We start from the raw sequence: 23,422 nt of genomic DNA on the forward strand, positions 1-23,422 counted from the left end.
CCATGCCGCGGATGTCGATCTGCCGGTTGTTGCCGCGCTGGCCGCTGGAACTGTTGCCGGTGAGGTTGACCCCGGGCATGGTGCGGATGATCTCGGAGAGATCGTTCACCGGCGGGCGCTTCCTGATGTCCTCGGCGGTGATGATGGATACCCCCGGTGCCTGCTTGAGCTCCTGTTCGGCGGTGCCCAGCACCACCTCGTCACCCAGCTGGACCACCGATTCGGCGCGTTCGTCCAGTTCTTCCAGGCGCTCGTCCTCGGCCAGGGCCTGCCCGCCCAGCAGGCTCGATGAAGCGAAAAGGACGGCAGCGGCGAGATGGCCGCGACGGAATTGGGGGTACATGCGTGACTACTCCTGTCGAGGGAAAACGGGTAGCAGGCGAGCCACGAGGGATACGTTGACGTTTTTTCTGAAGCCTGGGTCGCCGGCGTTGCGCGGGTGACGTCTCGGCACGGGTAGGACAGGGCGCAGACCCGGAACAAGGCCGGCCGAGGAGATCGGCATGGATGATAATCATTCACAAAGGAGAGTAAAGATCATTTACATCTAGGTAAAATGTAAAGGCACCTGCGCCTCGCTAGGCAGAAGGCAGCACCAGGCACAGGCGCAGCCCCGGATCGGCGGCTTCCGCCCATAGGCGGCCGCCCTGGAGCACCACGGCGCGACGGGCAATGCTCAGTCCCAGGCCGAAGCCCTTGCCGGTACGTGCCGAAGACAGTCGGGTGAACGGGCGGAAGATGGTCTCCAACTGGTGCTCGGCCACACCCTCGCCCTGGTCTTCCAGGCAAAGCCACCAGCAACTTCCTTCGCGCCGACCATGCAGGCGGATCACGCCGCCCTCCGGCGAATGCCGGATGGCGTTGCGCAGCAGGTTCTCCAGGGCCTGGGCAAGTGCATTGAGGTTGCCACGCACGACACAATCCTCGGGCAGATCGCTGCGGAACCGCTCGGCGGCCCAGCCGCTTTCGAAGCGTGCGTTCTCCACCAGCAGGTCCCATAACGCCGGGATGGAAATGTCCTCCAGCGCCAATACCGGGCGTTCGGTGTCCATCCAGGCCAGCTCCAGGGTGTTGTCCACCAGTTGCTGCATGCCCTGTACCTCCTGCTCCAGGCGCTCGCGCAGGAGCTGCGCGGGCAGCGTGCCCTCTGCCGCCACCTGCAGGCGCGCCAGCGGCGTGCGCAGCTCGTGGGAGAGATCGCGGAGCAGTTGGCGCTGCAACACCATGTGCTCGTCGAGTCGCTCGGCCATATGGTCGAACGCCCGCCCCAGATCGCCCAGCTCGTCGCTGCGCCGGCTGATCTCTGCCTGCGTACGCGCCGTCAGGTCGTTGCCGCGCAGGGCATTGGCCTGCGCTCGCAGGCGTCCCAGCGGCACTATCCAGCGCCGATACAGCAACACTCCCAGCAGCAGGGCCAGCCCGGCCGGCACCAGGCCATGGGTGACCAGGCGCTTGGCCGGCGACAAACCGGGAGGGACGAACTCGGCGGGAAGACGCAGGACCACCCGGCCTTGCTCCGGATGTTCGGGGAAGCGCAGGCTGATGAACGGCCGCGACAACGAACGGGAGCTCATCGGCCAGTCGACGCCCCGCAGGAAAGTCAGGCGTTCGGCTTCCTCCGTGGTGAGCGGACGACTGCCCAGCGATTGCAGCCGTCCGTCGAGCACGACCACCCAGTCCAGCGCCTGCTGGCGCGGCTCGGCCAGCCAACGGTCGATGCCCTCGCGGCCATCGTCGAGCCAGGCACGCTCGGCTCGCCGCGCATAATCCGCCAAGGCGGAGCGGGCTTCGGCGGACAGGTAGTAACCCTTCAGTTCGGCACTGCGTCCCCAGGTCCAGGACAGCCATACCGATAGCAGGAAGAACGCCACCAGCACCAGGGCCAGGCGCCAGAACAGCGAATGGCGGTTGGGCATCATGGCGCCGGTGTCAGGACGTAACCCTTGCCCCAGACGGTATGCAACTGGTGACCGGCGTAACCGAGGCGTTGCAGCTTGCGCCGCAGGTGACTGACGTGCATGTCCAGGCTGCGATCATGCTGGGTATGACCGCGGTGCAGGACATGCTGGTAAAGGAAGGCCTTGGTCAGGGTCTCTCCTTCCGCGGCGAGGAAGGTTTCCAGCAGGCGGTATTCGGTCGGCGTCAGGCCGGCGAACCGCTCGCCAAGGCTGACATCGCAGACATCGGCGGAGAACTGCAGCGAGGGCCGCGCCAGCGGTTCGGCGCAGCGGCCCGGCGCGCCCCCCCGCTCCAGGGCGATCCGACGCAGGATGGCATCGATGCGTACCCGCAGCTCGGCCAGGCTGAAAGGCTTCGGCAGATAATCGTCGGCGCCCTGGCTGAACCCGGCGATGCGGTCCTGCTCGGCGCCCAGGGCCGACATCAGGATCACCGGCAGCGCCTGCTCCTGGCGGAGTTGGCGAAGAATCTCGAGGCCATCGCGCCCCGGCAGCATGATGTCCATCAGGATCAGGTCATAGGCGCCGCTGCGCGCAGCCGCCAACCCCTCTTCCCCGTCTCGGCACCAGGTCACCTCGAAACCGCTGCCATTGAGGTGCTGGAACAGATGTGCGCCCAGTGTCGGATCGTCCTCGATGGCCAGCAGTCGGGGGTCGGGCGTCAGGGATGGGAGCATGGCAGCCAAATAAGATTGATTAGCAATCGTGCCAGTATTCACGATCTTTCCGCTTCGTCGCAAGCCGAATCCGCCGGGCTGCGCACATCGGTGCAGATTCCCCTTCCGCGACCCGCTAAACTGCGCGGGGTAAACGTATGGCCGGGGAGCGTCGGCCATCCCGATCTGGCTCGACGGAGAGACGTGTGTTCAAGGATCTCGGCATCAAGGGGCGCGTACTGCTGCTCACCCTGCTCCCCACCAGCCTGCTGGCGATGGTGCTTGGCGGTTACTTCACCTGGGTCCAGCTGTCCGACATGCGCGCCCAGTTGATCGAGCGCGGGCAACTGATCGCCGAACAACTGGCGCCGCTGGCCGCCACCGCGCTGGCGCGAAAGGATACCGCCGTGCTCAACCGCATCGCCAACGAGGCGCTGGACCAACCGGACGTGCGCGCGGTGACCTTCCTCGACGCCCGCCAGGAACGCCTCGCCCATGCCGGGCCAAGCATGCTCACCGTCGCCCCGGCCGGCGACGCCAGCCATCTGAGCATGTCCACCGAACTGGACACCACGCACTTCCTGCTACCGGTTCTTGGCCGCCACCACAGCCTGTCCGGCGCCACCGAGCCTGACGACGAGCGCGTACTCGGCTGGGTCGAACTGGAACTGTCGCACCATGGGACTCTGCTGCGCGGATATCGCAGCCTGTTCACCAGCCTCTTGCTGATCGCAGCCGGCCTCGGCGTCACCGCCCTCCTCGCCCTGCGCATGAGCCGCGCGATCAACGCGCCGCTGGAACTGATCAGCCAGGGCGTCGCCCAGCTCAAGGAAGGCCGCATGGAAACCCGCCTGCCACCGATGGGCAGCAACGAGCTGGACGAACTGGCCTCCGGCATCAACCGCATGGCGGAAACGCTGCAGAGCGCCCAGGAGGAAATGCAGCACAACATCGACCAGGCCACCGAGGACGTACGCCAGAACCTGGAAACCATCGAGATCCAGAACATCGAGCTGGACCTGGCGCGCAAGGAGGCCCTGGAGGCGAGCAGGATCAAGTCCGAGTTCCTCGCCAACATGAGCCACGAGATCCGCACCCCGCTCAACGGCATCCTCGGTTTCACCAACCTGCTGCAGAAGAGCGAGCTCAGCCCGCGCCAGCAGGACTACCTCACGACCATCCAGAAATCGGCGGAAAGCCTGCTGGGGATCATCAACGAGATCCTCGATTTCTCGAAGATCGAGGCCGGCAAGCTGGTTCTGGAAAACCTCCCTTTCAATCTCCGCGACCTGATCCAGGACGCCCTGACCATGCTGGCTCCGGCCGCCCACGAGAAGCAACTGGAACTGGTCAGCCTGGTCTACCGGGATACCCCGATCCAATTGCAGGGCGACCCGCAGCGGCTGAAGCAGATCCTCACCAACCTGGTCGGCAACGCCATCAAGTTCACCCAGGGCGGCACCGTCGCCGTACGCGCCATGCTCGAGGACGAAAGCGACGACCGCGCGCAGTTGCGGATCAGCGTCCAGGACACCGGTATCGGCCTCTCCGAGGAGGACCAGCAAGCCTTGTTCAAGGCCTTCAGCCAGGCCGACAACTCACTGTCGCGGCAAGCCGGTGGCACCGGCCTAGGCCTGGTGATCTCCAAGCGCCTGATCGAGCAGATGGGCGGCGAGATCGGCGTCGACAGTACGCCTGGGGAAGGTGCCGAATTCTGGATCAGCCTGAGTCTGCCGAAAAGTCGCGACGACAACGAGGAGCCAGGCGCCTCCTGGGCCGCGGGCCAGCGCGTGGCGCTGCTCGAACCGCAGGAGCTGACGCGCCGCTCGCTGCACCACCAGCTCACCGACTTCGGCCTGGAAGTGAGCGAATTCGCCGACCTCGACAGCCTCCAGGAAAGCCTGCGCAACCCGCCGCCCGACCAGTTGCCGATCAGCCTGGCGGTGCTCGGCGTCTCGGCCGCGATCCATCCGCCGGAAGAGCTGAGCCAGTCGTTCTGGGAATTCGAACGGCTCGGCTGCAAGACCCTGGTGCTCTGCCCGACCACCGAGCAGGCGCAATACCACGCGACCCTGCCCGACGAACAGGTCGAGGCCAAGCCCGCCTGCACCCGCAAGCTGCAACGCAAGCTGCAGGAGTTGCTGCAGGTCCGCCCGACGCGCAGCGACAAGCCCCACGCCATGGTTTCCGGACGGCCGCCACGGCTGCTCTGCGTCGACGACAACCCGGCCAACCTGCTGCTGGTGCAGACCCTGCTCAGCGACCTCGGCGCCCAGGTCACCGCGGTGGACAGCGGCTACGCGGCCCTCGAGGTGGTGCAGCGCGAGCGCTTCGACCTGGTCTTCATGGACGTGCAGATGCCCGGCATGGACGGCCGCCAGGCCACCGAGGCGATCCGCCGCTGGGAGGCCGAGCGGGAAGTCAGCCCGGTGCCGGTGATCGCGCTCACCGCACATGCGCTTTCCAACGAGAAGCGCGCATTGCTGCAGGCCGGCATGGACGACTACCTGACCAAGCCGATCGACGAACAGCAATTGGCCCAGGTAGTGCTGAAGTGGACGGGACTGAGCCTGGGCCAGTCGCTGGCCAGCATGAGCCGTGCGCCGCAGCTCGGCCAGTTGAGCGTGCTCGACCCCGAGGAAGGGCTGCGCCTGGCCGCCGGCAAGGCCGACCTCGCCGCCGACATGCTGGCGATGCTGCTGGCCTCGCTGGCGGCGGACCGCCAGGCGATTCGCCAGGCCCGCGACAACGACGACCGCACCGCTTTGCTCGAGAGGGTCCACCGGCTGCATGGCGCCACCCGCTACTGTGGCGTGCCGCAGTTGCGCGCGGCCTGCCAGACCAGCGAAACCCTGCTCAAGCAGAACGATCCGGCGGCGGCCGCGGCCCTGGACGAGCTGGACAAGGCCATCGAGGCCCTGGCCGACACTGCCTCGGCCACCACCCACCTGTCTTCCACCAGCCTCGACTCCAGCGAACTCTGACCATGCGCATCCTGTTCTTCAGCAGCCAGGCCTACGACAGCGAGAGCTTCCAGGCCAGCAACCACCGGCACGGCTTCGAACTGCACTTCCAGCAGGCCCACCTGCAGGCGGACACGGCGGTCCTCGCCCAGGGCTTCGAAGTAGTCTGCGCCTTCGTCAACGACGACCTCTCGCGGCCGGTGCTGGAACGCCTGGCCGCCGGCGGCACGCGCCTGGTCGCCCTGCGCTCGGCCGGCTACAACCACGTCGACCTGGCCGCCGCCGAAGCGCTCGGCCTGCCGGTGGTGCACGTCCCGGCCTATTCGCCGCACGCTGTCGCCGAGCACGCGGTCGGCCTGATCCTGACGCTCAACCGGCGCCTGCACCGCGCCTACAACCGGACCCGCGAGGGCGATTTCTCGCTGCATGGGCTGACCGGCTTCGACCTCCACGGCAAACGCGTCGGAGTGATCGGCACCGGACAGATCGGCGAGACCTTCGCCCGCATCATGGCCGGCTTCGGCTGCGAGCTGCTGGCCTACGATCCCTATCCCAATCCGCGCATCCAAGCGCTCGGCGGCCGCTACCTGGCGCTCGACGCCCTGCTCGCCGAGTCCGACATCGTCAGCCTGCATTGCCCGCTGACCGCCGACACCCGCCACCTCATCGACGCGCAGCGCCTGGCGACGATGAAACCCGGCGCGATGCTGATCAATACCGGCCGTGGCGCCCTGGTGAACGCCGCGGCGCTGATCGAGGCGCTGAAGAGCGGACAACTGGGCTACCTCGGCCTGGACGTCTATGAAGAGGAAGCGGATATCTTCTTCGAGGATCGCTCCGACCAGCCCCTGCAGGATGACGTGCTGGCACGCCTGCTGAGCTTCCCCAACGTGGTGGTGACCGCCCACCAGGCCTTCCTTACCCGCGAGGCGCTGGCGGCGATCGCCGACACCACCCTGGACAACATCGCCGCCTGGCAGGACGGGACGCCGCGCAATCGGGTCCGGGCCTGATGGCGTGGTAGCATGCGCGGCTGATTGGAGGCTCCATGGCTGAACACGATTTCCGTTACACCCTGCTCAACCCGCAATACACCCTCAACGAATGCCGCGCGCTCTCCCCGGGGCGCTACCAGGTCACCGGCACCGGCGGCTCGATCAAGGCCGACGACGCGCTGCTGGTCAGCCTCAAGGGCAGCAAGACCCTGAGCATGCGCCTGACCGTGGAAAAGGTTCGCCACCTGATCAACCCACCCGGCCAGTGGCTGGCGGTCGCCCGCGGCCCGGCATTCCGCGAACTGGCGATCCATACCTGGCAGGTCGACTGCGACCAGTGCCAGGCTCGTCTCGACTTCGAGTTCGCCGTGGACGCCAGTCTCGGTCGCAAGGCCCTGGCGCCGGCCGCCGAAGAGCGCATTCACGAACTGGGCTGGAGCAGCCGCGAAGGCAAGCACCTGTGCCCGAAATGCCAGTAGGGCGAACGCTCCGTCCGACCGACGGTCTGTGAACTATCGCCCGTACGAAATGCGCAAAGGAAACGCCATGAAACCCTCTCTCGCCCTCTTCGCCTCCGCCGCCCTGGTCCTGGGCGGTTGCGCCAGCCAGGAGACCACCCTGGAAACCGAGCAGGCCTACCAGGTCGACTGGGTCGGCGCACAACCGACGATGGACTACAGCCACATCAGCCTGACCTTCGACGGCCAGGGCCGTGCCTTCGGCAACGGCGGCTGCAACCACTGGTTCGCCAGCTACACCTTGCAGGACGACCTCCTTCAGTTCGGCGCCATCGGCAGCACCCGCCGCCTGTGCGCGGCGGAGATCATGGAGCAGGAACGGCGCTTCCTGGCCCTGCTGCAGAGCGTCCAGCACTGGGACATTTCGCCGTCCGACGAGCTGCGCCTGTGGCCGGCCGAAGGCAAGCCGCTGCGCCTGGTCCCCGAGCACGACTGAAGCCTGAAGCGGCGCTACCCGGCGCCGCCCGTTTACATTTTTTTGACATCCATTTCATTCCCGCTTGACCACCACGTCCCTAGGCTTCCGCATCCTCGCCCGGAGACGCTTGATGTTCGCCCCACCCAGCACCGAGACACTCAACCGCTTCTTTCTGTTGTCGTGGCTGGTGGTGCTCTGGCAGGTGCTGCGCCTGCAGGACGGGATCGTCTTCGACGACGCCTGGCTGCCGCTCTGGAGCGTCGCTGCCAGCCTGAGCTACGCCTTCCTTTATATAGTCCCGGTGTACCTCGCCTGCCGACTGCTCCTGCATTTCCATGACCGCCTTCCCGTGCGCCTCAGTCCGTGGCTGGCAGGCGTGCTGGCCATCGTCGGCAGCGCGGCGGTACAGATACTGCTCTACGCCGACCGCACCCTCTACGACCTGTACGGATTCCACCTCAACGGTTTCAGCATCGGCCTGCTGGTCTCGCCCGGCGGCCTCTCCAGCCTCGGCAGCGGCGACGGCACCCTGCTCAGCGCAAGCCTGGCGGCCCTGGCCCTGCTCTGTCTGCAGGTGCTGCTGTACAGCGCCTGCCAGGTCAGCCGCGAACGCCTTCCCGCGCTCCCTCGGCGCGCCTGGCGCTACCTGTTGGCGGCCTTCCTCTGCCTGGCCCTGGGCGAACGCCTGGCCTATGCGTTCAGCTCCCTGCGCGACTACCGGCCGATCCTGCTGGCCAGCGAACGCTATCCGCTGTACCTGCCATTGACCGTCCGCAGCCTGGCGCGAAGCCTGGGCATCCAGCCGACGCCCACCCAGCGCGAGCTGCTCCAGCAGCAGAGCGACCTGCACTATCCGCTCCGGCCGCTGGAGATCAGCGCCCCGGCGCACCCATTGAACATCGTCTGGATCGTCGCCGAGTCGCTCCGCGGGGACATGCTCGATCCGCGCTACATGCCCAGGCTGTGGGACTTCTCCAACCGGGCGATCCGCCTGGACAACCACTACAGCAGCGGCAACCTGACCCAGATGGGCGTCTTCGGCATGTTCTACGGGCTGCACGGCGGCTACTGGGACGCCGTGCTGAAGGCCGGCCAGCCGCCGGTGCTCATGGAGGTACTCAGGCAGCAGAACTACCAGTTCCGGATCAATGCCGCGCAACGTTTCAGCTATCCGCCCTTCGACCGCAGCGTGTTCGTCAACCTGCGCCCCCAGGACCTGCACGTGCTGGATAGCCCGGAGCCTGCCTGGCAGCGCGACGCCCGGAACACCGACGACCTGCTGCGCTTCGTCGATCGCCGACTACCCGACCGGCCGTTCTTCGCCTGCCTGTTCCTCGAGTCGAGCCACGCCAACTACAGCTTCCGCGACGAGACCGCGAAAATCCGCCCCTATCTGGTCAACTTCAACTACCTGACCACCGATTTCCAGGCGCAGATGCCGCTGATCAAGAACCGCTACCTGAATGCCGTGCGCGAAGTCGATACACAGATCGGCCGCCTGCTGCAGCACCTGGAAAACCAGCACCTGCTGGAAAACACCGCGGTAGTGGTGCTCGGCGACCATGGGGAAGAGTTCATGGAACGCTCGCGCTGGGGCCACAATACCGAGTTCAATCGCTACCAGACCGGCACCGTCGCCGTGCTGAGCATTCCCGGACAGGCGCCCCGTGCCGTCCGCGGCATCACCAGCCACATCGACCTGCCCGCAACGCTCCTGCCGCTGCTGGGCGTACGCAATCCGCCCCGCGACTACTCGCTGGGACAGGACCTGCTCGCAGCGGACTACCATCGCGACTATGCGGTGAGCGCCGATACCACGCGCATCGCCTACCTGGGCGAAGGCTTCAAGGTGAGCTTCCCACTGCGTGGCGCGGACCGTCACCACGGTCCGGTGAGCGATGGCGACGACCGCCCGCTCGACGTGGAACAACAGGAAGCCATACGCGGCCCGCTCCGTGCAGCACGCCTGGAACTGCTGCAGGATCTCGGCCGTTTCAGCGCCTTGCCGGTAGGGGAAGAGCCGTCGCCGCGGAACCTCGCGACTTCGTTGAGGCCATGAGGAGCATCAGAACAACCTGAGTTGTTCGTGGGCGCCCTGCAGGTCGAGCAGGCGCACGCCGACGCCGATCAGGCGCACCGGACGATTGCCACGGGCAAAGGCCTGGCCGAGCAATTGCCGGTAGCTCTCCAGGTCGCGCCCGGCGCCGGACTGTTCCACCGTGGTCTGGGTGAAATCGTGAAACTTCAGTTTCACGAACGGCTTGTCCGGCCGATAACTGCCATCCAGGCGTTGCAGGCGTCCGTCCAGCTCCTCGAGCAGGGTCGGCAGTTCCTCCAGGCAAGCCGCCAGGTCCGGCAGGTCGCGATCGAAGGTACATTCGACGCTCACCGACTGGCGCCGGCTGTCGACTTCCACCGGTCGCTCGTCGATACCATGGGCCAGTCCCCACAGGCGTTCGCCGAAGCTGCCGAACTCGCGCACCAGGCTCAGCTTGCTGCCCTGGCGCAGGTCGGCGCAGGTGCGGATGCCCATCCGCGCCAGGCGCTCCGCCGTGACCTTGCCGACGCCATGCAACTTGGCCACCGGCAACTCGGCGACGAACCCGTCGACCTGCTCCGGGGTAATCACGAACAGCCCGTCCGGCTTGCGCCAGTCGCTGGCGATCTTGGCCAGGAACTTGTTCGGCGCGACGCCCGCCGAAACGGTGATGTGCAGCTCCTCGGCCACCCGGCGGCGGATGTCCTGGGCAATCCGCGTGGCGCTACCGGCGAAATGCGGCGAAGCGCTGACGTCCAGGTAGGCCTCGTCCAGCGAAAGCGGCTCGATCAGATCGGTATAATCGCGGAAGATCGCATGGATCTGCTTCGACACCGCCCGGTAGACATCGAAACGAGGGCGCACCACCAGCAGATCGGGACACAGCTTGAGCGCCGTGCGCATGGCCATCGCCGAGCGCACGCCATAGGCTCGCGCCTCGTAGCTGCAAGTGGCGACCACTCCGCGCTTGTCCGGCGAACCGCCAACCGCCAGCGCCTTGCCGCGCAGGCTGGGGTCGTCGCGCATCTCGAGGGCGGCGTAGAAACAGTCGCAGTCTATATGGATGATTTTCCGCACCGGAATCTCGCTACAAGCCCCGCCGGGCCTGCCCCGGAGCGCCGAATTCTAGCATTGGGCAAGCGCTAAGCATTTGAAGAAAAAACACTTTTTTCGAAAAATCGATTGACAGCCCGACGAGAGTCCGTAGAATGCGCCCACACAGACGCGGGATGGAGCAGTCTGGTAGCTCGTCGGGCTCATAACCCGAAGGTCGTTGGTTCAAATCCAGCTCCCGCAACCACATTCGAAAAGCCCCGGCACTAGCGATAGCGCCGGGGCTTTTTGCATTCCGACACTCGTGCTCCACTGCATCGCCTCGCCCTCCGTTCGCTCGCATCATCGCACATTTAACTGTATATTCGTACAGCCAGCTCAGCCTTCGATGAATGCTCGGTAACGGATACGGAAAGGACAGACAGATGCTGAACGTCGAACAATTGAAGCGCAGCGTGAACCGGATGGGACTCGACGACATCCGCCAGGCAGTGGACGAACTGCAGATGGACGGCCTGGTCACCGACGGCAAGACGCCGTTCACCCGCGTGCACTTCAACACCTGCTTCGCCGAGATCGAGGCGCTGTTCCAGCGCGCCGGCTTCCACCGGCCGCTCGATGTGGTCGGCTACCAGGGCGAGATCTATGCGTTGTACGACCCCTCTCGCTGGGAGGCCGTGGAAGTGCTGCGCTGGTTGAAGGAATACCGCGAGGAATCGCGTCACCTGACTCCGGCGTGAGCGCAACGCCTGCGTCAGCGCAACTCGTGTGCCAGGCGCGCGCAGGCCATCCCCACGACCAGCATCACCAGCGGACCGAAGGCCCGCATGGAGATCCGCGCAAGGCTCCAGGACTCTTTCGCAGCGAACAGGCTGGCCGGATTCACCGAATAGACCAGCAGGGAACCGCAGAACAGCCCCAGGCCCAACAGGCCCAGGCGGCGCAACCAACCGTCGTGGCGGAGCAACACCACCAGCAGGGCGCCGTACAACAGGCAATCGACCCGCGCCACCGAATCCTTGACCTGCAACGACTGTTCCCAATCCCCCAGCCACCATCCAGCGGCCACGCCCAGCACGACTCCGGCGCCGACATGAATGCCCGCCTGGATCATCGTCACCCTTCCCCCCTCGGAAATGGTCGGACAGTGCAAGCCGCCACTATGCCCACGGCAAGCTGAACCATCGCTGAACGAATACCAGCAAATGGCCTTCGGCCACTTCGCCGACGCAACTCCTGCAAAACCCGGCGGTCTTCTCCCTGTGACAGGACGCCGCCCCGCACAGAAAAAATCTGCTGCGACCACTTGGGAACTCGCCCGAGAGGCCATACTCTGTCGCGCAAATTCCCATGAGGTGGCTGATGCGCACCGACGCTCCCGTTCCAGAACATCCCGCTCCACCCAGCTCTCCCGCGTCCCCACAACGCATCCGGCTGATCGATCGGATTACCGCCTACCGCCAGCCCATCGGCCTGGTCTTCACCTTGCTGCTGTTCGGCCTGGCGCTGGTGGCCTGCTACCACCTGCTACGGGAGATCGATCCCGGCGCCCTCCACGATGCCATCGCCGACGTGCCCAGGCCGGCGCTGCTCGGCGCCCTGAGCGCGACCGCCCTCGGCTTCGTCATCCTGCTCGGCTACGAGTGGTCGGCCAGCCGCTTCGCTGGCGTCACGCTGCCCATGCGCAGCCTGGCCACCGGCGGTTTCAGCGCCTTCGCCATCGGCAATGCGGTAGGCCTGTCGCTGCTTTCCGGCGGCTCCGTACGCTACCGACTGTATTCCCGGCATGGCATCGGCGCTGCCGAAATTGCCCGGATGACGCTATTTGCCAGCCTTTCCCTGGGCTGCGCACTGCCGGTGCTGGCGGCACTCGCCGCACTCTGCGACCTCGACGATGCGGCGTCGGCGCTGCACCTGCCCCACGCCCTGGTCGCCGTCATCGCGATCGCCGTCCTGTTGCTGGCTGTCGGCCTGGTGGCGTTCCTGGCCCGGCACCGTCTGCCGGGAGAACGGCCGTCCCCCGACAGCCTGCTGGTCCGCCTCGGCCGCCGCAGCCTGCGCCTGCCAGGCCTGCGCCTGTCGCTGCTGCAACTGCTGATCACCGCCCTCGACGTCGCCGCCGCCGCTACCGTCCTTTATCTGTTGCTGCCGGAAACCCCACCCTTCGCGGCGTTCCTGCTGGTCTACCTGCTCGCCCTGGCCGCCGGCGTACTCAGCCACGTACCGGGCGGAGTCGGGGTGTTCGAGGCGGTGCTGCTGGCCGCGTTCGCCGGCCAACTGGGCGCCGCGCCGCTGGCCGCGGCCCTGCTCTTGTACCGCTTGATCTACGTGGTGCTGCCGCTGCTGTTGGCCTGCCTGTTGTTGCTGTTCCTCGAAGCGCGCCGGTTGTGGGTGACGCGCCAGGCGATCCGCGTCGCCTCGGGTTTCGCCGCACCGATCCTGGCGATCCTGGTCTTCCTCTCCGGTGTCGTGCTGCTGTTTTCCGGCGCCACGCCGGCGATCGACACCCGCCTGGAGCACCTCGGCTTCCTCATTCCACATCGCCTGATCGATGCCTCGCACCTGGTCGCCAGCCTGATCGGCGTGCTCTGCCTCCTGCTCGCGCAGGGTTTGCGCCGACGGCTGTCGGCCGCCTGGGCCCTGACCCTGGTGCTGTTGCTGGTGGGCGCCCTGCTTTCGCTGCTGAAAGGCTTCGACTGGGAAGAAGCCAGCCTGCTGAGCCTGACCGCCGCGCTGCTCGCCATGTTCCGCCGCTCCTTCTACCGTCCCAGCCGGCTGATGGAAGTACCCTTCTCGCCGCTCTATGTAGGCGCCAGCATCTGCGTGGTCGGCGCCTCGGTCTGGCTGCTGCTGTTCGCCAACCAGGACGTGCATTACAGCAACCAGCTCTGGTGGCAGTTCGCCCTGGACGCCGACGCCCCGCGCGCCCTGCGCGCCGCCCTCGGCAGTTGCCTGCTGCTCCTGGCCCTGGCCCTTGGCTGGCTGCTGCGCGCGGCACCGCCGGCGATCCGCGAGCCGAACGCGGAAGAGCTGCAGCGCGCGGCGCGGATCATCCGCCACTCGGACCAGCCGGATGGCGGCCTGGCCCTGACCGGCGACAAGGCCCTGCTCTTCCATGAGGGCGACGACGCTTTCCTCATGTACGCCCGCCGCGGTCGCAGCATGATCGCCCTGTACGACCCGATCGGCCCGGCCATGCAGCGCGCCGAACTGATCTGGCAGTTCCGCGACCTCTGCGACCTGCACCATGCCCGCCCGGTGTTCTACCAGGTGCGTGCCGAGAACCTGCCGTTCTACATGGACATCGGCCTGACCGCCCTCAAGCTCGGCGAAGAAGCGCGAGTCGACCTGCTGCGCTTTGACCTGGAGAACAAGGGCAAGGAAATGAAAGACCTGCGCTACACCTGGAACCGCGGCCAGCGCGACGGCCTGGCCCTGGAGTTCCATGAACCGGGCCAGGCTCCGCTGGACGAGCTGAAGGCGATATCGGACGCCTGGCTGGGCGGCAAGCAGGTGCGCGAGAAAGGCTTCTCCCTGGGCCGCTTCACCCCGGCGTACCTGAACTTCTTCCGCATCGCCATCGTCCGCCACCAGGGCAAGCCGGTGGCCTTCGCCAACCTGCTGGAAACCGACAGCCGCGAACTGGCGAGCCTCGACCTGATGCGCGTGCACCCGGACGCGCCGAAGCTGACCATGGAGTTCCTCATGCTCGGCCTCATCCTCCACTACAAGGCCCAGGGCCACGCGCGCTTCAGCCTCGGCATGGTGCCGCTGGCCGGGCTCCAGCCAAGGCGCGGCGCGCCGTTGACCCAGCGCCTGGGCGCGCTGGTCTTCCGGCGGGGCGAACAGTTCTACAATTTCCAGGGGCTGCGACGCTTCAAGGACAAGTTCCAGCCCGACTGGGAACCCCGCTACCTGGCCGTGCCAGCCGGGCTCGACCCGCTGGTGGCCCTGGCCGATACCGCCGCGCTGATCGCCGGCGGCCTGACTGGATTGGTGAAACGCTGATATGTCTGTCGTGAAACGTCACTGGCGCCGTTTTCTGGTCGCCGCCCTGGTGCTGATCGTCGGTGCCGCCCTGCTGCTCTGGAGCCGACCGGCGGCCCAGGCGAAACTGGAAGCCCTGGACCTCGACGACGGCGGCCACGCCACCCTTGCCGAACCCGGCGAGAAGCCGCGCTCGCGGGTGGTGGTGATCGCCGCCCCCGAACAGCAACTGAACGACGCCCAGATGCTGAACCTGGCTCACGACAGCGCCGCCCGGGTGATCCAGTACTTCCCCCCGGAAAACAGCGATTGCAGGGCGCAGCAGTCCCGGCTCGAAGCGGTCATTGCCCGCCTCGGCGGCAAGCCGAACCTGGTCGCCGGCATCGGCCCGGGCTCGACCACCGCCTGGCGCTGGCTCGCCAGCCAGGACGACGACAAGGCCAAGGCGCTCTCGGTCGGCTTCGACATTGCCCTGGCCGAGCGCGACTGCGACGCCCCGCTGCCGCATCAGGCGGCGCACGGCCAGTGGCTGCTGGCCTGGAACGACAACCCGGACGACGACACCGCGGTCTTCGTCCGCAAGCAGTCGAGCGCGGAAACCAGCATCAGCGACTACGACACCCCGTTGTCCGACGTGCTCGCCCATCAGTTGCGCCTGCAACTGCAAGGCAACGCCGAGGCCCTGCCGGTACTCGAGGTCCCCGCGGCGCAACCCTCGGACATCGTCACCCTGTTCTATTCCGGCGACGGCGGCTGGCGCGACCTGGACAAGGACTCTGCCGAGCATATGGCGAGCATGGGCTACCCGGTGGTCGGCATCGACACCCTGCGCTACTACTGGCAACACAAAAGCCCGGAACAGAGCGCCGCCGACCTCTCCAAGCTGATGCAACACTACCGCGAGAAGTGGGGCGCGAAACGTTTCGTCCTGGCCGGCTACTCGTTCGGCGCCGACATCCTGCCGGCGATCTACAACCGCCTGCCCGGAAAGGACCAGCAACAAGTGAAAGCCATGCTGCTGCTGGCGCTGGCGCGGACCGGCAGCTTCGAGATCGAAGTGGAAGGCTGGCTGGGCAAGGCCGGCGAGGAAGCCGCCACCGGCCCGGAAATGGCCAGGTTGCCGGCGGCCAAGGTGTTCTGCATCTATGGCGCCGAAGAAAAGGACGAAAGCGGCTGTACCCAATCCCAGGCCGTCGGCGAGAAGCTCGAACTGCCGGGCGGCCACCACTTCGACGAGGACTACCTGTCCCTGGCGAAGAAGATGCTCCAGGCCATCCGCGACCGCGAGAACGCTCCCGACGCCTGATCGCGATCAAGCTCTCCCCGCTCCGCCCTTCTTGTCCCCGGCCGGCGCCAGCTAGACTGAGCCTGCCGGGGGCATTCAGGCTGGCTTCAGCGGAGCCGCCGAGAATACCGGCCGACCCGCCGCAGAGCGGGCTCCCGAGAGCCGAAGAGAAGGAACCGTGATGAGCTGGAAAAACACCGAATCCCGTTATGGGAGCCTGACCATTGCCCTGCACTGGCTGACCCTGCTGCTGATCGCCGGGGTCTACGCCTGTATCGAACTGAAGGGCAATTTCCCCAAGGGCAGCGAAACCCGCGAACTGCTCAAGCAATGGCACTTCATGCTTGGCCTGAGCGTTTTCCTGCTGGTCTGGTTGCGCCTGCTGGTGCGCCTGGCCACCCCTACCCCGCGCATAGAGCCCGCCATCCCCGCCTGGCAGGCGACGCTGGCCAGGCTGATGCACTACGCCCTCTACCTGATGATGATCGGCCTGCCCTTCGCCGGCTGGCTGATCCTCAGCGCCGCCGGCAAGCCGATACCGTTCTTCGGCCTGGAGCTACCGCCGCTGATCGACAAGAACCCCGACCTCGCTGGGCAAATCAAGGAATGGCACGAAACCATCGGCAACGCCGGTTATTTCCTGATCGGCCTGCACGCCGCCGCGGCGCTCTTCCATCACTTCGTCAGCCGCGACAACACCCTGGTACGGATGCTGCCGCAACGGCGCTGAGAAACGTGCAAAAAAACGCGCCCAGTCGGGCGCTTTTTTTGCAGCGGAACGGATCAGATCTCGACCTGGGTTCCCAACTCGATCACCCGGTTGAGCGGCAGGTTGAAATAGCGCAGGTTGCCGTTGGCGTTCTTCAGCAGGAAGGCGAACAGCCCCTCGCGCCAGCGCGCCATGCCGATGCGCTTGGATGGAATCACCGTCTCCCGGCTGAGGAAGTAGGTGGTGCGCATCGGGCTGAAGTCCAGTTCGTTGAGATGGCACAGGCGCAAGGCCGCCGGGATGTCCGGCTCTTCCATGAAGCCGAAGTGCAGGATCACCCGGAAGAATCCGTCGCCATAGGCCTCGACCTCGAAACGGCGATCCGGCGAAACCCGTGGGCTGTCTTCGTTGACCACGGTGAGCAGCACCACCTGCTCGTGCAGCACCTGGTTGTGCAACAGGTTGTGCAGCAGCGCGTGAGGCACCGCGTCGGTACGCGCGGTAAGGAACACCGCGGTCCCCTGGACCCGGTGCGGCGGCTGCACGCGCATGCTGGAAATGAACACCGAGAGCGGCAGAGAGCCCTCGTCGAGACGCTCCACCAGCAGTTGGCGGCCACGCTTCCAGGTGGACATCAGGATGAAGATGACGATACCCGCGATGACCGGGAAGGCGCCGCCCTGGATCACCTTGGGCAGGTTGGCGGCGAAGAACAGGCTGTCCACCGCGAGCATCACGCAGAAGAACGGGACGCCCAGCCACAGCGGCCATTTCCACAGGCGCCAGATCACCACGCCCATCAGCAGGGTGGTGATCAGCATGGTTCCGGTCACCGCCACGCCGTAGGCCGCCGCCAGCGACGCCGAGGACTCGAAGCCGAGCACCAGCAGGACCACGCCGACCATCAGCGCCCAATTCACCCCGCCGATGTAGATCTGCCCCTGCTCGTGGCTGGAAGTGTGCTGGATGGTCATCCGCGGCACGTAGCCGAGCTGGATCGCCTGACGGGTCAGGGAGAAGGCGCCGGAGATCACCGCTTGGGAGGCGATCACCGTGGCCAGGGTGGACAGCGCCACCATCGGCAGCAGCGCCCAGCCGGGCGCCAGCAGGTAGAAGGGGTTGCGCGCCGCCTCGGCGTTGGAAAGGATGGTCGCGCCCTGGCCGAAGTAGTTCAGCACCAGCGCCGGCAGCACCAGCAGGAACCAGGCACGGGCGATCGGCTTGCGACCGAAGTGGCCCATGTCGGCGTACAGCGCCTCGGCGCCGGTCAGCGCCAGTACGGTGGCGCCGAGGATGGCGACACCGATGCCGGGATGCGAGCCGAAGAAACGCACGGCCCATACAGGGTTCATCGCCTGCAGCACTTCCGGCTGCTGGATCACCCCGTAGACACCCAGCGCCGCCAGGGCGCCGAACCAGAGCACCATGACCGGGCCGAACAGGATGCCGATCCGCGCGGTGCCGTGCTTCTGGATCAGGAACAGGCCGATCAGCACGATAAGCGCCAGCGGTACCGTCCAGTGCTCCAGGCCGTCGAAGGCGATCTCCAGCCCTTCTACCGCCGACAGTACCGAGATCGCCGGGGTGATCATGCTGTCGCCGTAGAACAGCGCCGCGCCGATCAGGCCGGCAACCACCACGAAGGTCTGCAGCCTGCCGAACGGCGCCGCCGCCCGGCGCGCCAGGGCCGACAGCGCCATCACCCCGCCCTCGCCCTGGTTGTCGGCACGCAGGACGAAGATCACGTACTTGATGGAAACGACCCAGACCAGCGACCAGAAGATCAGCGACAGCACGCCAAGGACGCCATCGTGGTTGGCCTGCACCCCGTAGCCGCCGATGAAGACCTCTTTCAGGGTATACAAGGGACTGGTGCCGATATCCCCATAGCAGACTCCAACCGCCCCGACCATCAGGCCGATGGCAGAGCTGGAATGCCCCTCCGACGTCTCCTCGGCACGCGTCGCTGCATCACTCATGAAACGCTTTCCCCCGGAAAAATTCGGCAAATGCTGCGCCCATGCCGTCCGCGATGCAAGCGCCGAGGCCCCGGACTGCTATGACTATAGAAGGCCGGGGAGCCGATTGCCGAGCGCCCGCGGAGAGTTTTTCCAGGGCCGGAAAAGAGCTGCACGGGAGACTGGAAAAGCCGCGGCGCTGCCGCTAGAATTGCGCACTTTTTGATCAGAGGCGCCAGCAAGCGCGCCCGCCTACCGAGGTTAGCCATGTCCACCCCCACTCCCAAAGTCGGCTTCGTCAGTCTTGGATGCCCCAAGGCGCTGGTCGACTCCGAGCGCATCCTCACCCAGCTGCGCATGGAAGGCTATGAGGTCGTCCCGACCTACGAAGACGCCGACGTCGTGGTGGTCAACACCTGCGGTTTCATCGACAGCGCCAAGGCCGAGTCCCTGGAAGTGATCGGCGAAGCCATCGCCGAGAACGGCAAGGTCATCGTCACCGGCTGCATGGGCGTGGAAGAGCACGCGATCCGCGACGTGCATCCCAGCGTGCTGGCGGTCACCGGCCCGCAACAGTACGAGCAGGTGGTTACCGCGGTGCACGAAGTGGTGCCGCCGAAGACCGAACACAACCCGCTGGTCGACCTGGTCCCGCCGCAAGGCGTCAAGCTGACCCCGCGCCACTACGCCTACCTGAAGATTTCCGAAGGCTGCAACCACAGCTGCAGCTTCTGCATCATCCCGTCCATGCGCGGCAAGCTGGTCAGCCGGCCGGTCGGCGACGTGCTGAGCGAGGCCGAGCGCCTGGTCAAGGCCGGGGTCAAGGAACTCCTGGTGATTTCCCAGGACACCAGCGCCTACGGCGTGGACCTGAAGTACAAGACCGACTTCTGGAACGGCCAGCCGGTCAAGACCCGCATGAAGGAACTCTGCGAGGCGCTGAGCAGCATGGGCGTGTGGGTTCGCCTGCACTACGTCTACCCGTACCCCAACGTCGACGACGTGATCCCGCTGATGGCCGCCGGCAAGCTCCTGCCGTACCTCGACATCCCCTTCCAGCACGCCAGCCCGAAGGTGCTCAAGGCCATGAAGCGCCCGGCCTTCGAGGACAAGACCCTGGCCCGGATCAAGCAGTGGCGCGAGATCTGCCCGGAACTGACCATCCGCTCGACCTTCATCGTCGGCTTCCCGGGCGAAACCGAAGAAGACTTCCAGTACCTGCTCGACTGGCTGACGGAAGCCCAGCTCGACCGCGTCGGCTGCTTCCAGTACTCCCCCGTCGAAGGCGCTCCGGCCAACGAGCTGGGCCTGGAGCCGGTGCCGGACGAGGTCAAGCAGGACCGCTGGGAACGCTTCATGGCCCACCAGCAGGCGATTTCCGCCGCTCGCCTGCAGCTCAAGGTGGGCAAGGAAATCGAAGTGCTGATCGACGAAGTCGACGAACAGGGCGCGGTCGGCCGCTCCTGGGCCGACGCTCCGGAAATCGACGGCAACGTGTTCGTCGACAGCGACGAGCTGAAGCCGGGCGACAAGGTCCGCGTGCGCATCACCGATGCCGACGAATACGACCTCTGGGCCGAGCTGGTCTGAGCCCTCCCTGAAGAGCCCCGCCCCGCGGGGCTTTTTCATCGCCAACCGTTCCGGAGAGCACGATGCTCAACAACGACGTACTACGCAGCCTGCGCTACCTGCTGGATCTTCCCGATGCACATCTGGCCGAACTGGCCGCCCCGTTCGGTGAGCAAGTCGAAGCGGACCTGCTCGAGGCTTACCTGAAGAAGGAAGACGAAGACGGCTTCCAGGCCTGCCCCGACCGCTACCTGGCGCGCTGCCTGGACGGACTGATCATCCAGCGCCGCGGACGCGACGAGTCGCGTCCGCTACCACCGCTGGAGCTGCCGTTGAGCAACAACATGATCCTGAAGAAGCTGCGGGTCGCCTTCGAACTCAAGGAGGAAGACCTCCATGCCATCCTCGACAGCGTCGACTTCCCGGTCTCCAAACCCGAGCTGAGCGCCCTGTTTCGCAAGCCCGGCCATAGCAACTACCGGACCTGCGGCGACCAGTTGCTGCGCAACTTCCTCAAGGGCCTGACCCTGCGCGTCCGTGGCTGAACGCGCGGAGCCGCTGCTGGCGGTTCTGCTCCAGGCGCCGCCCTGCGTCGACCCCTGGTTCCTGGAGTGCCGCCAGGATCGCGCCGGCCTCACCATCCTCGTCCGCGACCTCGCCAACCAGCGCACCTGGCGCGTCGAGTTCGTCGAAGTCGAAGGCCTGCGCCAGCTCGACGCTGCCGACCTGCTGGAATTCTGGCCAGCCTGTGCGGCATCCGAGGGTTGGCTGTACCGGGTCGAGCAAGGCGGCTGGCTGGACCAGGAATGCCGTCGCGAGGGCTTCGTCGCCCGCGAGACCAAGGCCGTCGACGAGTATTTCGTCAATGGCGGCGATCGCTGCCTGAGCGTGCTGTCCTGGTCGCCACCGAAGGTTTCCCCGCTGATCTGACCGCCATGAAAAAAGCCGCCCGTGGGCGGCTTCTTGCATGGCGCTCCGGCTACATCAGGAAGATCGTCGCCAGGCCGAGGAAGATGAAGAAACCGCCGCTGTCGGTCATCGCAGTGATCATCACGCTGGAGCCCATCGCCGGATCGCGTCCGAAACGATGCAGGGTCATCGGGATCAGCACTCCCATCATCGCCGCCAGCAGCAGGTTCAGGGTCATCGCGGCGGTCATCACCACGCCCAGTTCCCAGTTGCCGTAAAGATAGAAGGCCACCACGCCGATCACTCCGCCCCACGCCAGGCCGTTGACCAGCGCGACGCCAAGCTCTTTGCGCAGCAGGCGGTTGCGACTGTTGCTGGTCGGCTGTACCTGGTCGAGCGCGATGGCGCGGACGATCATGGTGATGGTCTGGTTGCCGGAATTGCCACCGATGCCGGCAACGATCGGCATCAGCGCGGCCAGCGCCACCAGTTTCTCGATGGAGCCTTCGAACAGGCCGATCACCCGCGAGGCGACGAAGGCGGTGATCAGGTTGGTGGCCAGCCAGGCCCAGCGGTTACGCACCGACTTCCAGACCGAGGCGAAGATGTCTTCTTCTTCACGCAGACCGGCCATGTTGAGGACTTCGCTTTCGCTCTCCTCACGGATCAGGTCGACCATCTCGTCGATGGTCAGACGACCGATCAGCTTGCCGCCCTTGTCCACCACCGGCGCGGAAATCAGGTCGTAACGCTCGAATGCCTGGGCGGCGTCGTAGCCGTCCTCGTCCGGGTGGAAGGTCACCGGGTCGGTGGCCATGACTTCCAGCACTTGCTTGTCCGGATCGTTGACCAGCAGGCGCTTGATCGGCAGCACGCCCTTGAGCACGCCGTCGTAGTCGACCACGAACAGTTTGTCGGTATGCCCGGGCAGTTCCTTCAGGCGGCGCAGGTAGCGCAGCACCACTTCCAGGCTGACGTCCTCGCGGATGGTGACCATCTCGAAGTCCATCAGCGCGCCGACCTGGTCCTCCTCGTAGGACAGCGCCGAACGCACTCGCTCGCGCTGCTGCGCGTCGAGGCTTTCCATCAGTTCATGGACCACGTCGCGCGGCAGTTCCGGCGCCAGGTCGGCGAGTTCGTCGGCGTCCAGGTCCTTGGTCGCGGCGATGATCTCGTGGTCGTCCATGTCCGCGATCAGGGTTTCCCGGACCGCGTCGGAGACTTCGAGGAGGATGTCGCCGTCGTCCTCGGACTTGACCAGCTGCCAGACCGTCAGGCGGTCGTCCAGCGGCAGCGATTCGAGGATGTGGGCGATGTCGGCGGGGTGCAGTTCCTCCAGCTTGCGCTGGAGTTCTACGAGATTCTGCCGGTGGACGAGGTTTTCCACCCGGTCATGGTGCTGGCCTTCCTGACGATGGGTCAGGTCCTCCACCACCTTGTGGCGATGCAGCAGCTCGACCACCTGCGCTAGGCGGTCCTGCAGGCTTTCCTGCGGCTTCTTGGCTTCTACTTCGGTCATAGCGCGCTCCACCCCCAGTAGCGGAGCACGCCAAAGGGGTCAATCAGAAACGTGATTGGTCAAACGGGAAACTGTTCGAGTTTCTACTGGGTAAGTCCATGGGGGTGTTCCAAGGGCCCTCTCGGGGCAGATACGGATAATGATAACACTCCGCTTGCGTTTTGCGCGTTACAAAATGGCGGCAAGAACAAGCGCTTGCGGCACAAAGTTCATCGTCACTCGACGCCTGACTGCGACGCCGGAAATTTCACTCAGGACACTCGGCCCCGCGGAAAAAGGCAACGCGTTAGCCTGCACTCACCCTTATCCGACCCGGAGTGCCGGCCATGCGTTCCCTGTCCCTCCTTCTCCTCCTCTCGCTGGCGTCCACCTGCGAGGCCGCTGCGGTATTCCGCTGCGAAGACGCCAGCGGCCATGTCAGCTTCACCCAACTCGGTTGCCCCGCCGGGCAGGCCGGCGAGACCGTCGTGGCGGACAACCCGCCGCCGGGAGGCAGGAGCGTCACGCCGATGGCCGAGACGAAGACGAAAAAGGCGTCCATCGGCCGGAAAAGCGTGCCGCTCGCGGTGATCGGAGAAAGAGAAGATCGCTGCGGCAGACGCCTGGACGAGAAGGAACGCCGCAAGGCGATCGTGGAGCAGCGAATAATGGCGGGAATGTCCCGCTCCGATGTGGAGCGGGCGCTGGGCAAGCCGGACCGGGTCAGCGGGAACAATGCGGAGGTGCGTTATCAGTACAAGGCCGACAAGCGACGGGGAGCGAGAAGCGTGAGCTTCGATCAGGAGGGATGCGTGAAGGGAAAGGGAAGGTACCGGGTGGAGCGAGTCGATCCCGGGAGCTAAGGCCGGGCCGACCTCATACCGATGAAAGCAGGACCGGCATCGCCT

Annotated in this window: 20 protein-coding genes and 1 tRNA gene; 14 read left to right on the forward strand and 7 right to left on the reverse strand. The window is 66.0% G+C overall.

Annotated elements, in window-relative coordinates; translation table 11 throughout:
- The 3 genes from HMPREF2914_RS05035 to pirR form a co-directional block, all read right to left on the reverse strand.
- Positions 1 to 343 (reverse strand): TonB-dependent receptor plug domain-containing protein (locus tag HMPREF2914_RS05035; RefSeq protein WP_049262926.1); only part of this gene is annotated, 343 nt, incomplete at its 3' end.
- Positions 344 to 578: 235 nt separating this feature from the next.
- The gene (gene pirS / locus HMPREF2914_RS05040) at positions 579 to 1,916 is read right to left on the reverse strand and encodes a sensor histidine kinase PirS (protein WP_023980578.1); all 1,338 of its coding nucleotides are present in this window, start codon (positions 1,914 to 1,916) and stop codon (positions 579 to 581) included.
- Complete coding sequence (gene pirR, locus HMPREF2914_RS05045; RefSeq protein ID WP_009316375.1) at positions 1,916 to 2,635, reverse strand: response regulator transcription factor PirR; 720 nt, start codon at positions 2,633 to 2,635, stop codon at positions 1,916 to 1,918. The genes pirS and pirR overlap by 1 nt, the downstream gene beginning before the upstream one ends.
- A gap of 185 nt (positions 2,636 to 2,820) precedes the next feature.
- Between pirR and gacS the strand changes: the two genes are divergently transcribed.
- The 5 genes from gacS (at position 2,821) to HMPREF2914_RS05070 (ending at position 9,567) form a co-directional block, all read left to right on the forward strand.
- Positions 2,821 to 5,598, forward strand: a complete 2,778-nt coding sequence (gene gacS / locus HMPREF2914_RS05050; protein ID WP_021264334.1) for a two-component system sensor histidine kinase GacS — start codon at positions 2,821 to 2,823, stop codon at positions 5,596 to 5,598.
- 2 nt (positions 5,599 to 5,600) lie between these two features.
- Positions 5,601 to 6,590 carry a 2-hydroxyacid dehydrogenase gene (locus tag HMPREF2914_RS05055; protein WP_003112591.1) on the forward strand — a complete coding sequence of 330 codons (990 nt, stop codon included), beginning with the start codon at positions 5,601 to 5,603 and terminating at the stop codon, positions 6,588 to 6,590.
- 35 nt (positions 6,591 to 6,625) lie between these two features.
- Positions 6,626 to 7,051 (forward strand): hypothetical protein, encoded by a 426-nt coding sequence (locus HMPREF2914_RS05060; RefSeq protein WP_023092148.1) that lies wholly within the window; start codon positions 6,626 to 6,628, stop codon positions 7,049 to 7,051.
- A 67-nt stretch (positions 7,052 to 7,118) separates the two neighbouring features.
- Positions 7,119 to 7,526 carry an META domain-containing protein gene (locus tag HMPREF2914_RS05065; RefSeq protein ID WP_003104742.1) on the forward strand — a complete coding sequence of 136 codons (408 nt, stop codon included), beginning with the start codon at positions 7,119 to 7,121 and terminating at the stop codon, positions 7,524 to 7,526.
- A 112-nt stretch (positions 7,527 to 7,638) separates the two neighbouring features.
- A complete protein-coding gene (locus HMPREF2914_RS05070) occupies positions 7,639 to 9,567 on the forward strand; it encodes a sulfatase-like hydrolase/transferase (protein WP_003109931.1) in 1,929 nt (642 codons plus the stop codon).
- Positions 9,568 to 9,573: 6 nt separating this feature from the next.
- On the opposite strand, the gene dinB is transcribed toward HMPREF2914_RS05070, so the two are convergent.
- Entirely contained in the window at positions 9,574 to 10,623 is a 1,050-nt protein-coding gene (gene dinB / locus HMPREF2914_RS05075; protein ID WP_003086018.1) for a DNA polymerase IV, read from the reverse strand.
- A gap of 146 nt (positions 10,624 to 10,769) precedes the next feature.
- On the opposite strand from dinB, the gene HMPREF2914_RS05080 reads away from it, so the two are divergent.
- Both HMPREF2914_RS05080 and HMPREF2914_RS05085 read left to right on the forward strand, forming a co-directional pair.
- Positions 10,770 to 10,846 (forward strand) — tRNA-Met (locus HMPREF2914_RS05080).
- Positions 10,847 to 11,024: 178 nt separating this feature from the next.
- Entirely contained in the window at positions 11,025 to 11,339 is a 315-nt protein-coding gene (locus tag HMPREF2914_RS05085) for a transcriptional regulator (protein WP_003109929.1), read from the forward strand.
- A 14-nt stretch (positions 11,340 to 11,353) separates the two neighbouring features.
- Here HMPREF2914_RS05085 and HMPREF2914_RS05090 read toward each other — a convergent pair whose 3' ends face one another.
- Complete coding sequence (locus HMPREF2914_RS05090; protein WP_003104747.1) at positions 11,354 to 11,713, reverse strand: PA0921 family PhoP regulated protein; 360 nt, start codon at positions 11,711 to 11,713, stop codon at positions 11,354 to 11,356.
- A gap of 248 nt (positions 11,714 to 11,961) precedes the next feature.
- Between HMPREF2914_RS05090 and mprF the strand changes: the two genes are divergently transcribed.
- The 3 genes from mprF to HMPREF2914_RS05105 all read left to right on the forward strand — a co-directional run bounded on the left by mprF (position 11,962) and on the right by HMPREF2914_RS05105 (position 16,601).
- Complete coding sequence (gene mprF / locus HMPREF2914_RS05095; RefSeq protein WP_023092149.1) at positions 11,962 to 14,607, forward strand: bifunctional lysylphosphatidylglycerol flippase/synthetase MprF; 2,646 nt, start codon at positions 11,962 to 11,964, stop codon at positions 14,605 to 14,607.
- Between the two features lies 1 nt (position 14,608).
- A complete protein-coding gene (locus HMPREF2914_RS05100) occupies positions 14,609 to 15,892 on the forward strand; it encodes a virulence factor family protein (protein WP_023092150.1) in 1,284 nt (427 codons plus the stop codon).
- A 160-nt stretch (positions 15,893 to 16,052) separates the two neighbouring features.
- Positions 16,053 to 16,601 carry a cytochrome b gene (locus HMPREF2914_RS05105; RefSeq protein ID WP_009315320.1) on the forward strand — a complete coding sequence of 183 codons (549 nt, stop codon included), beginning with the start codon at positions 16,053 to 16,055 and terminating at the stop codon, positions 16,599 to 16,601.
- 53 nt (positions 16,602 to 16,654) lie between these two features.
- Here the strand turns inward: HMPREF2914_RS05105 and HMPREF2914_RS05110 are convergent, their stop codons facing one another.
- Positions 16,655 to 18,559: a potassium transporter Kup gene (locus HMPREF2914_RS05110; RefSeq protein WP_003086004.1), complete on the reverse strand. Its 1,905-nt coding sequence runs from the start codon at positions 18,557 to 18,559 to the stop codon at positions 16,655 to 16,657.
- A gap of 246 nt (positions 18,560 to 18,805) precedes the next feature.
- On the opposite strand from HMPREF2914_RS05110, the gene rimO reads away from it, so the two are divergent.
- From rimO to HMPREF2914_RS05125, 3 genes are all read left to right on the forward strand, one after another.
- Positions 18,806 to 20,128: a 30S ribosomal protein S12 methylthiotransferase RimO gene (gene rimO / locus HMPREF2914_RS05115; RefSeq protein WP_003086001.1), complete on the forward strand. Its 1,323-nt coding sequence runs from the start codon at positions 18,806 to 18,808 to the stop codon at positions 20,126 to 20,128.
- A 62-nt stretch (positions 20,129 to 20,190) separates the two neighbouring features.
- Positions 20,191 to 20,652: a YehS family protein gene (locus HMPREF2914_RS05120; protein ID WP_003104756.1), complete on the forward strand. Its 462-nt coding sequence runs from the start codon at positions 20,191 to 20,193 to the stop codon at positions 20,650 to 20,652.
- Entirely contained in the window at positions 20,645 to 21,037 is a 393-nt protein-coding gene (locus HMPREF2914_RS05125; protein WP_003085997.1) for a hypothetical protein, read from the forward strand. The genes HMPREF2914_RS05120 and HMPREF2914_RS05125 overlap by 8 nt, the downstream gene beginning before the upstream one ends.
- A 49-nt stretch (positions 21,038 to 21,086) precedes the next feature.
- Here HMPREF2914_RS05125 and mgtE read toward each other — a convergent pair whose 3' ends face one another.
- Positions 21,087 to 22,535, reverse strand: a complete 1,449-nt coding sequence (gene mgtE, locus HMPREF2914_RS05130; protein WP_003085996.1) for a magnesium transporter — start codon at positions 22,533 to 22,535, stop codon at positions 21,087 to 21,089.
- A 326-nt stretch (positions 22,536 to 22,861) separates the two neighbouring features.
- On the opposite strand from mgtE, the gene HMPREF2914_RS05135 reads away from it, so the two are divergent.
- Positions 22,862 to 23,377 (forward strand): DUF4124 domain-containing protein, encoded by a 516-nt coding sequence (locus tag HMPREF2914_RS05135; RefSeq protein ID WP_023092151.1) that lies wholly within the window; start codon positions 22,862 to 22,864, stop codon positions 23,375 to 23,377.
- The last annotated feature ends 45 nt before the right edge of the window (positions 23,378 to 23,422 follow it).

This window comes from Pseudomonas sp. HMSC067G02, assembly GCF_001813485.1.
Taxonomy (GTDB): Bacteria; Pseudomonadota; Gammaproteobacteria; order Pseudomonadales; family Pseudomonadaceae; genus Pseudomonas; species Pseudomonas aeruginosa.

Excerpts from the sequence above, each read along its gene's own strand:
- mgtE (WP_003085996.1), bottom strand. The coding sequence starts at position 22,535 with ATGACCGAAGTAGAAGCCAAGAAGCCGCAGGAAAGCCTGCAGGACCGC.
- HMPREF2914_RS05120 (WP_003104756.1), top strand. The coding sequence starts at position 20,191 with ATGCTCAACAACGACGTACTACGCAGCCTGCGCTACCTGCTGGATCTT.
- pirR (WP_009316375.1), bottom strand. The coding sequence starts at position 2,635 with ATGCTCCCATCCCTGACGCCCGACCCCCGACTGCTGGCCATCGAGGAC.
- HMPREF2914_RS05100 (WP_023092150.1), top strand. The coding sequence starts at position 14,609 with ATGTCTGTCGTGAAACGTCACTGGCGCCGTTTTCTGGTCGCCGCCCTG.
- HMPREF2914_RS05105 (WP_009315320.1), top strand. The coding sequence starts at position 16,053 with ATGAGCTGGAAAAACACCGAATCCCGTTATGGGAGCCTGACCATTGCC.
- HMPREF2914_RS05060 (WP_023092148.1), top strand. The coding sequence starts at position 6,626 with ATGGCTGAACACGATTTCCGTTACACCCTGCTCAACCCGCAATACACC.
- HMPREF2914_RS05110 (WP_003086004.1), bottom strand. The coding sequence starts at position 18,559 with ATGAGTGATGCAGCGACGCGTGCCGAGGAGACGTCGGAGGGGCATTCC.
- HMPREF2914_RS05070 (WP_003109931.1), top strand. The coding sequence starts at position 7,639 with ATGTTCGCCCCACCCAGCACCGAGACACTCAACCGCTTCTTTCTGTTG.
- HMPREF2914_RS05065 (WP_003104742.1), top strand. The coding sequence starts at position 7,119 with ATGAAACCCTCTCTCGCCCTCTTCGCCTCCGCCGCCCTGGTCCTGGGC.
- pirS (WP_023980578.1), bottom strand. The coding sequence starts at position 1,916 with ATGCCCAACCGCCATTCGCTGTTCTGGCGCCTGGCCCTGGTGCTGGTG.
- mprF (WP_023092149.1), top strand. The coding sequence starts at position 11,962 with ATGCGCACCGACGCTCCCGTTCCAGAACATCCCGCTCCACCCAGCTCT.
- HMPREF2914_RS05090 (WP_003104747.1), bottom strand. The coding sequence starts at position 11,713 with ATGATCCAGGCGGGCATTCATGTCGGCGCCGGAGTCGTGCTGGGCGTG.
- HMPREF2914_RS05085 (WP_003109929.1), top strand. The coding sequence starts at position 11,025 with ATGCTGAACGTCGAACAATTGAAGCGCAGCGTGAACCGGATGGGACTC.
- HMPREF2914_RS05055 (WP_003112591.1), top strand. The coding sequence starts at position 5,601 with ATGCGCATCCTGTTCTTCAGCAGCCAGGCCTACGACAGCGAGAGCTTC.
- HMPREF2914_RS05135 (WP_023092151.1), top strand. The coding sequence starts at position 22,862 with ATGCGTTCCCTGTCCCTCCTTCTCCTCCTCTCGCTGGCGTCCACCTGC.
- rimO (WP_003086001.1), top strand. The coding sequence starts at position 18,806 with ATGTCCACCCCCACTCCCAAAGTCGGCTTCGTCAGTCTTGGATGCCCC.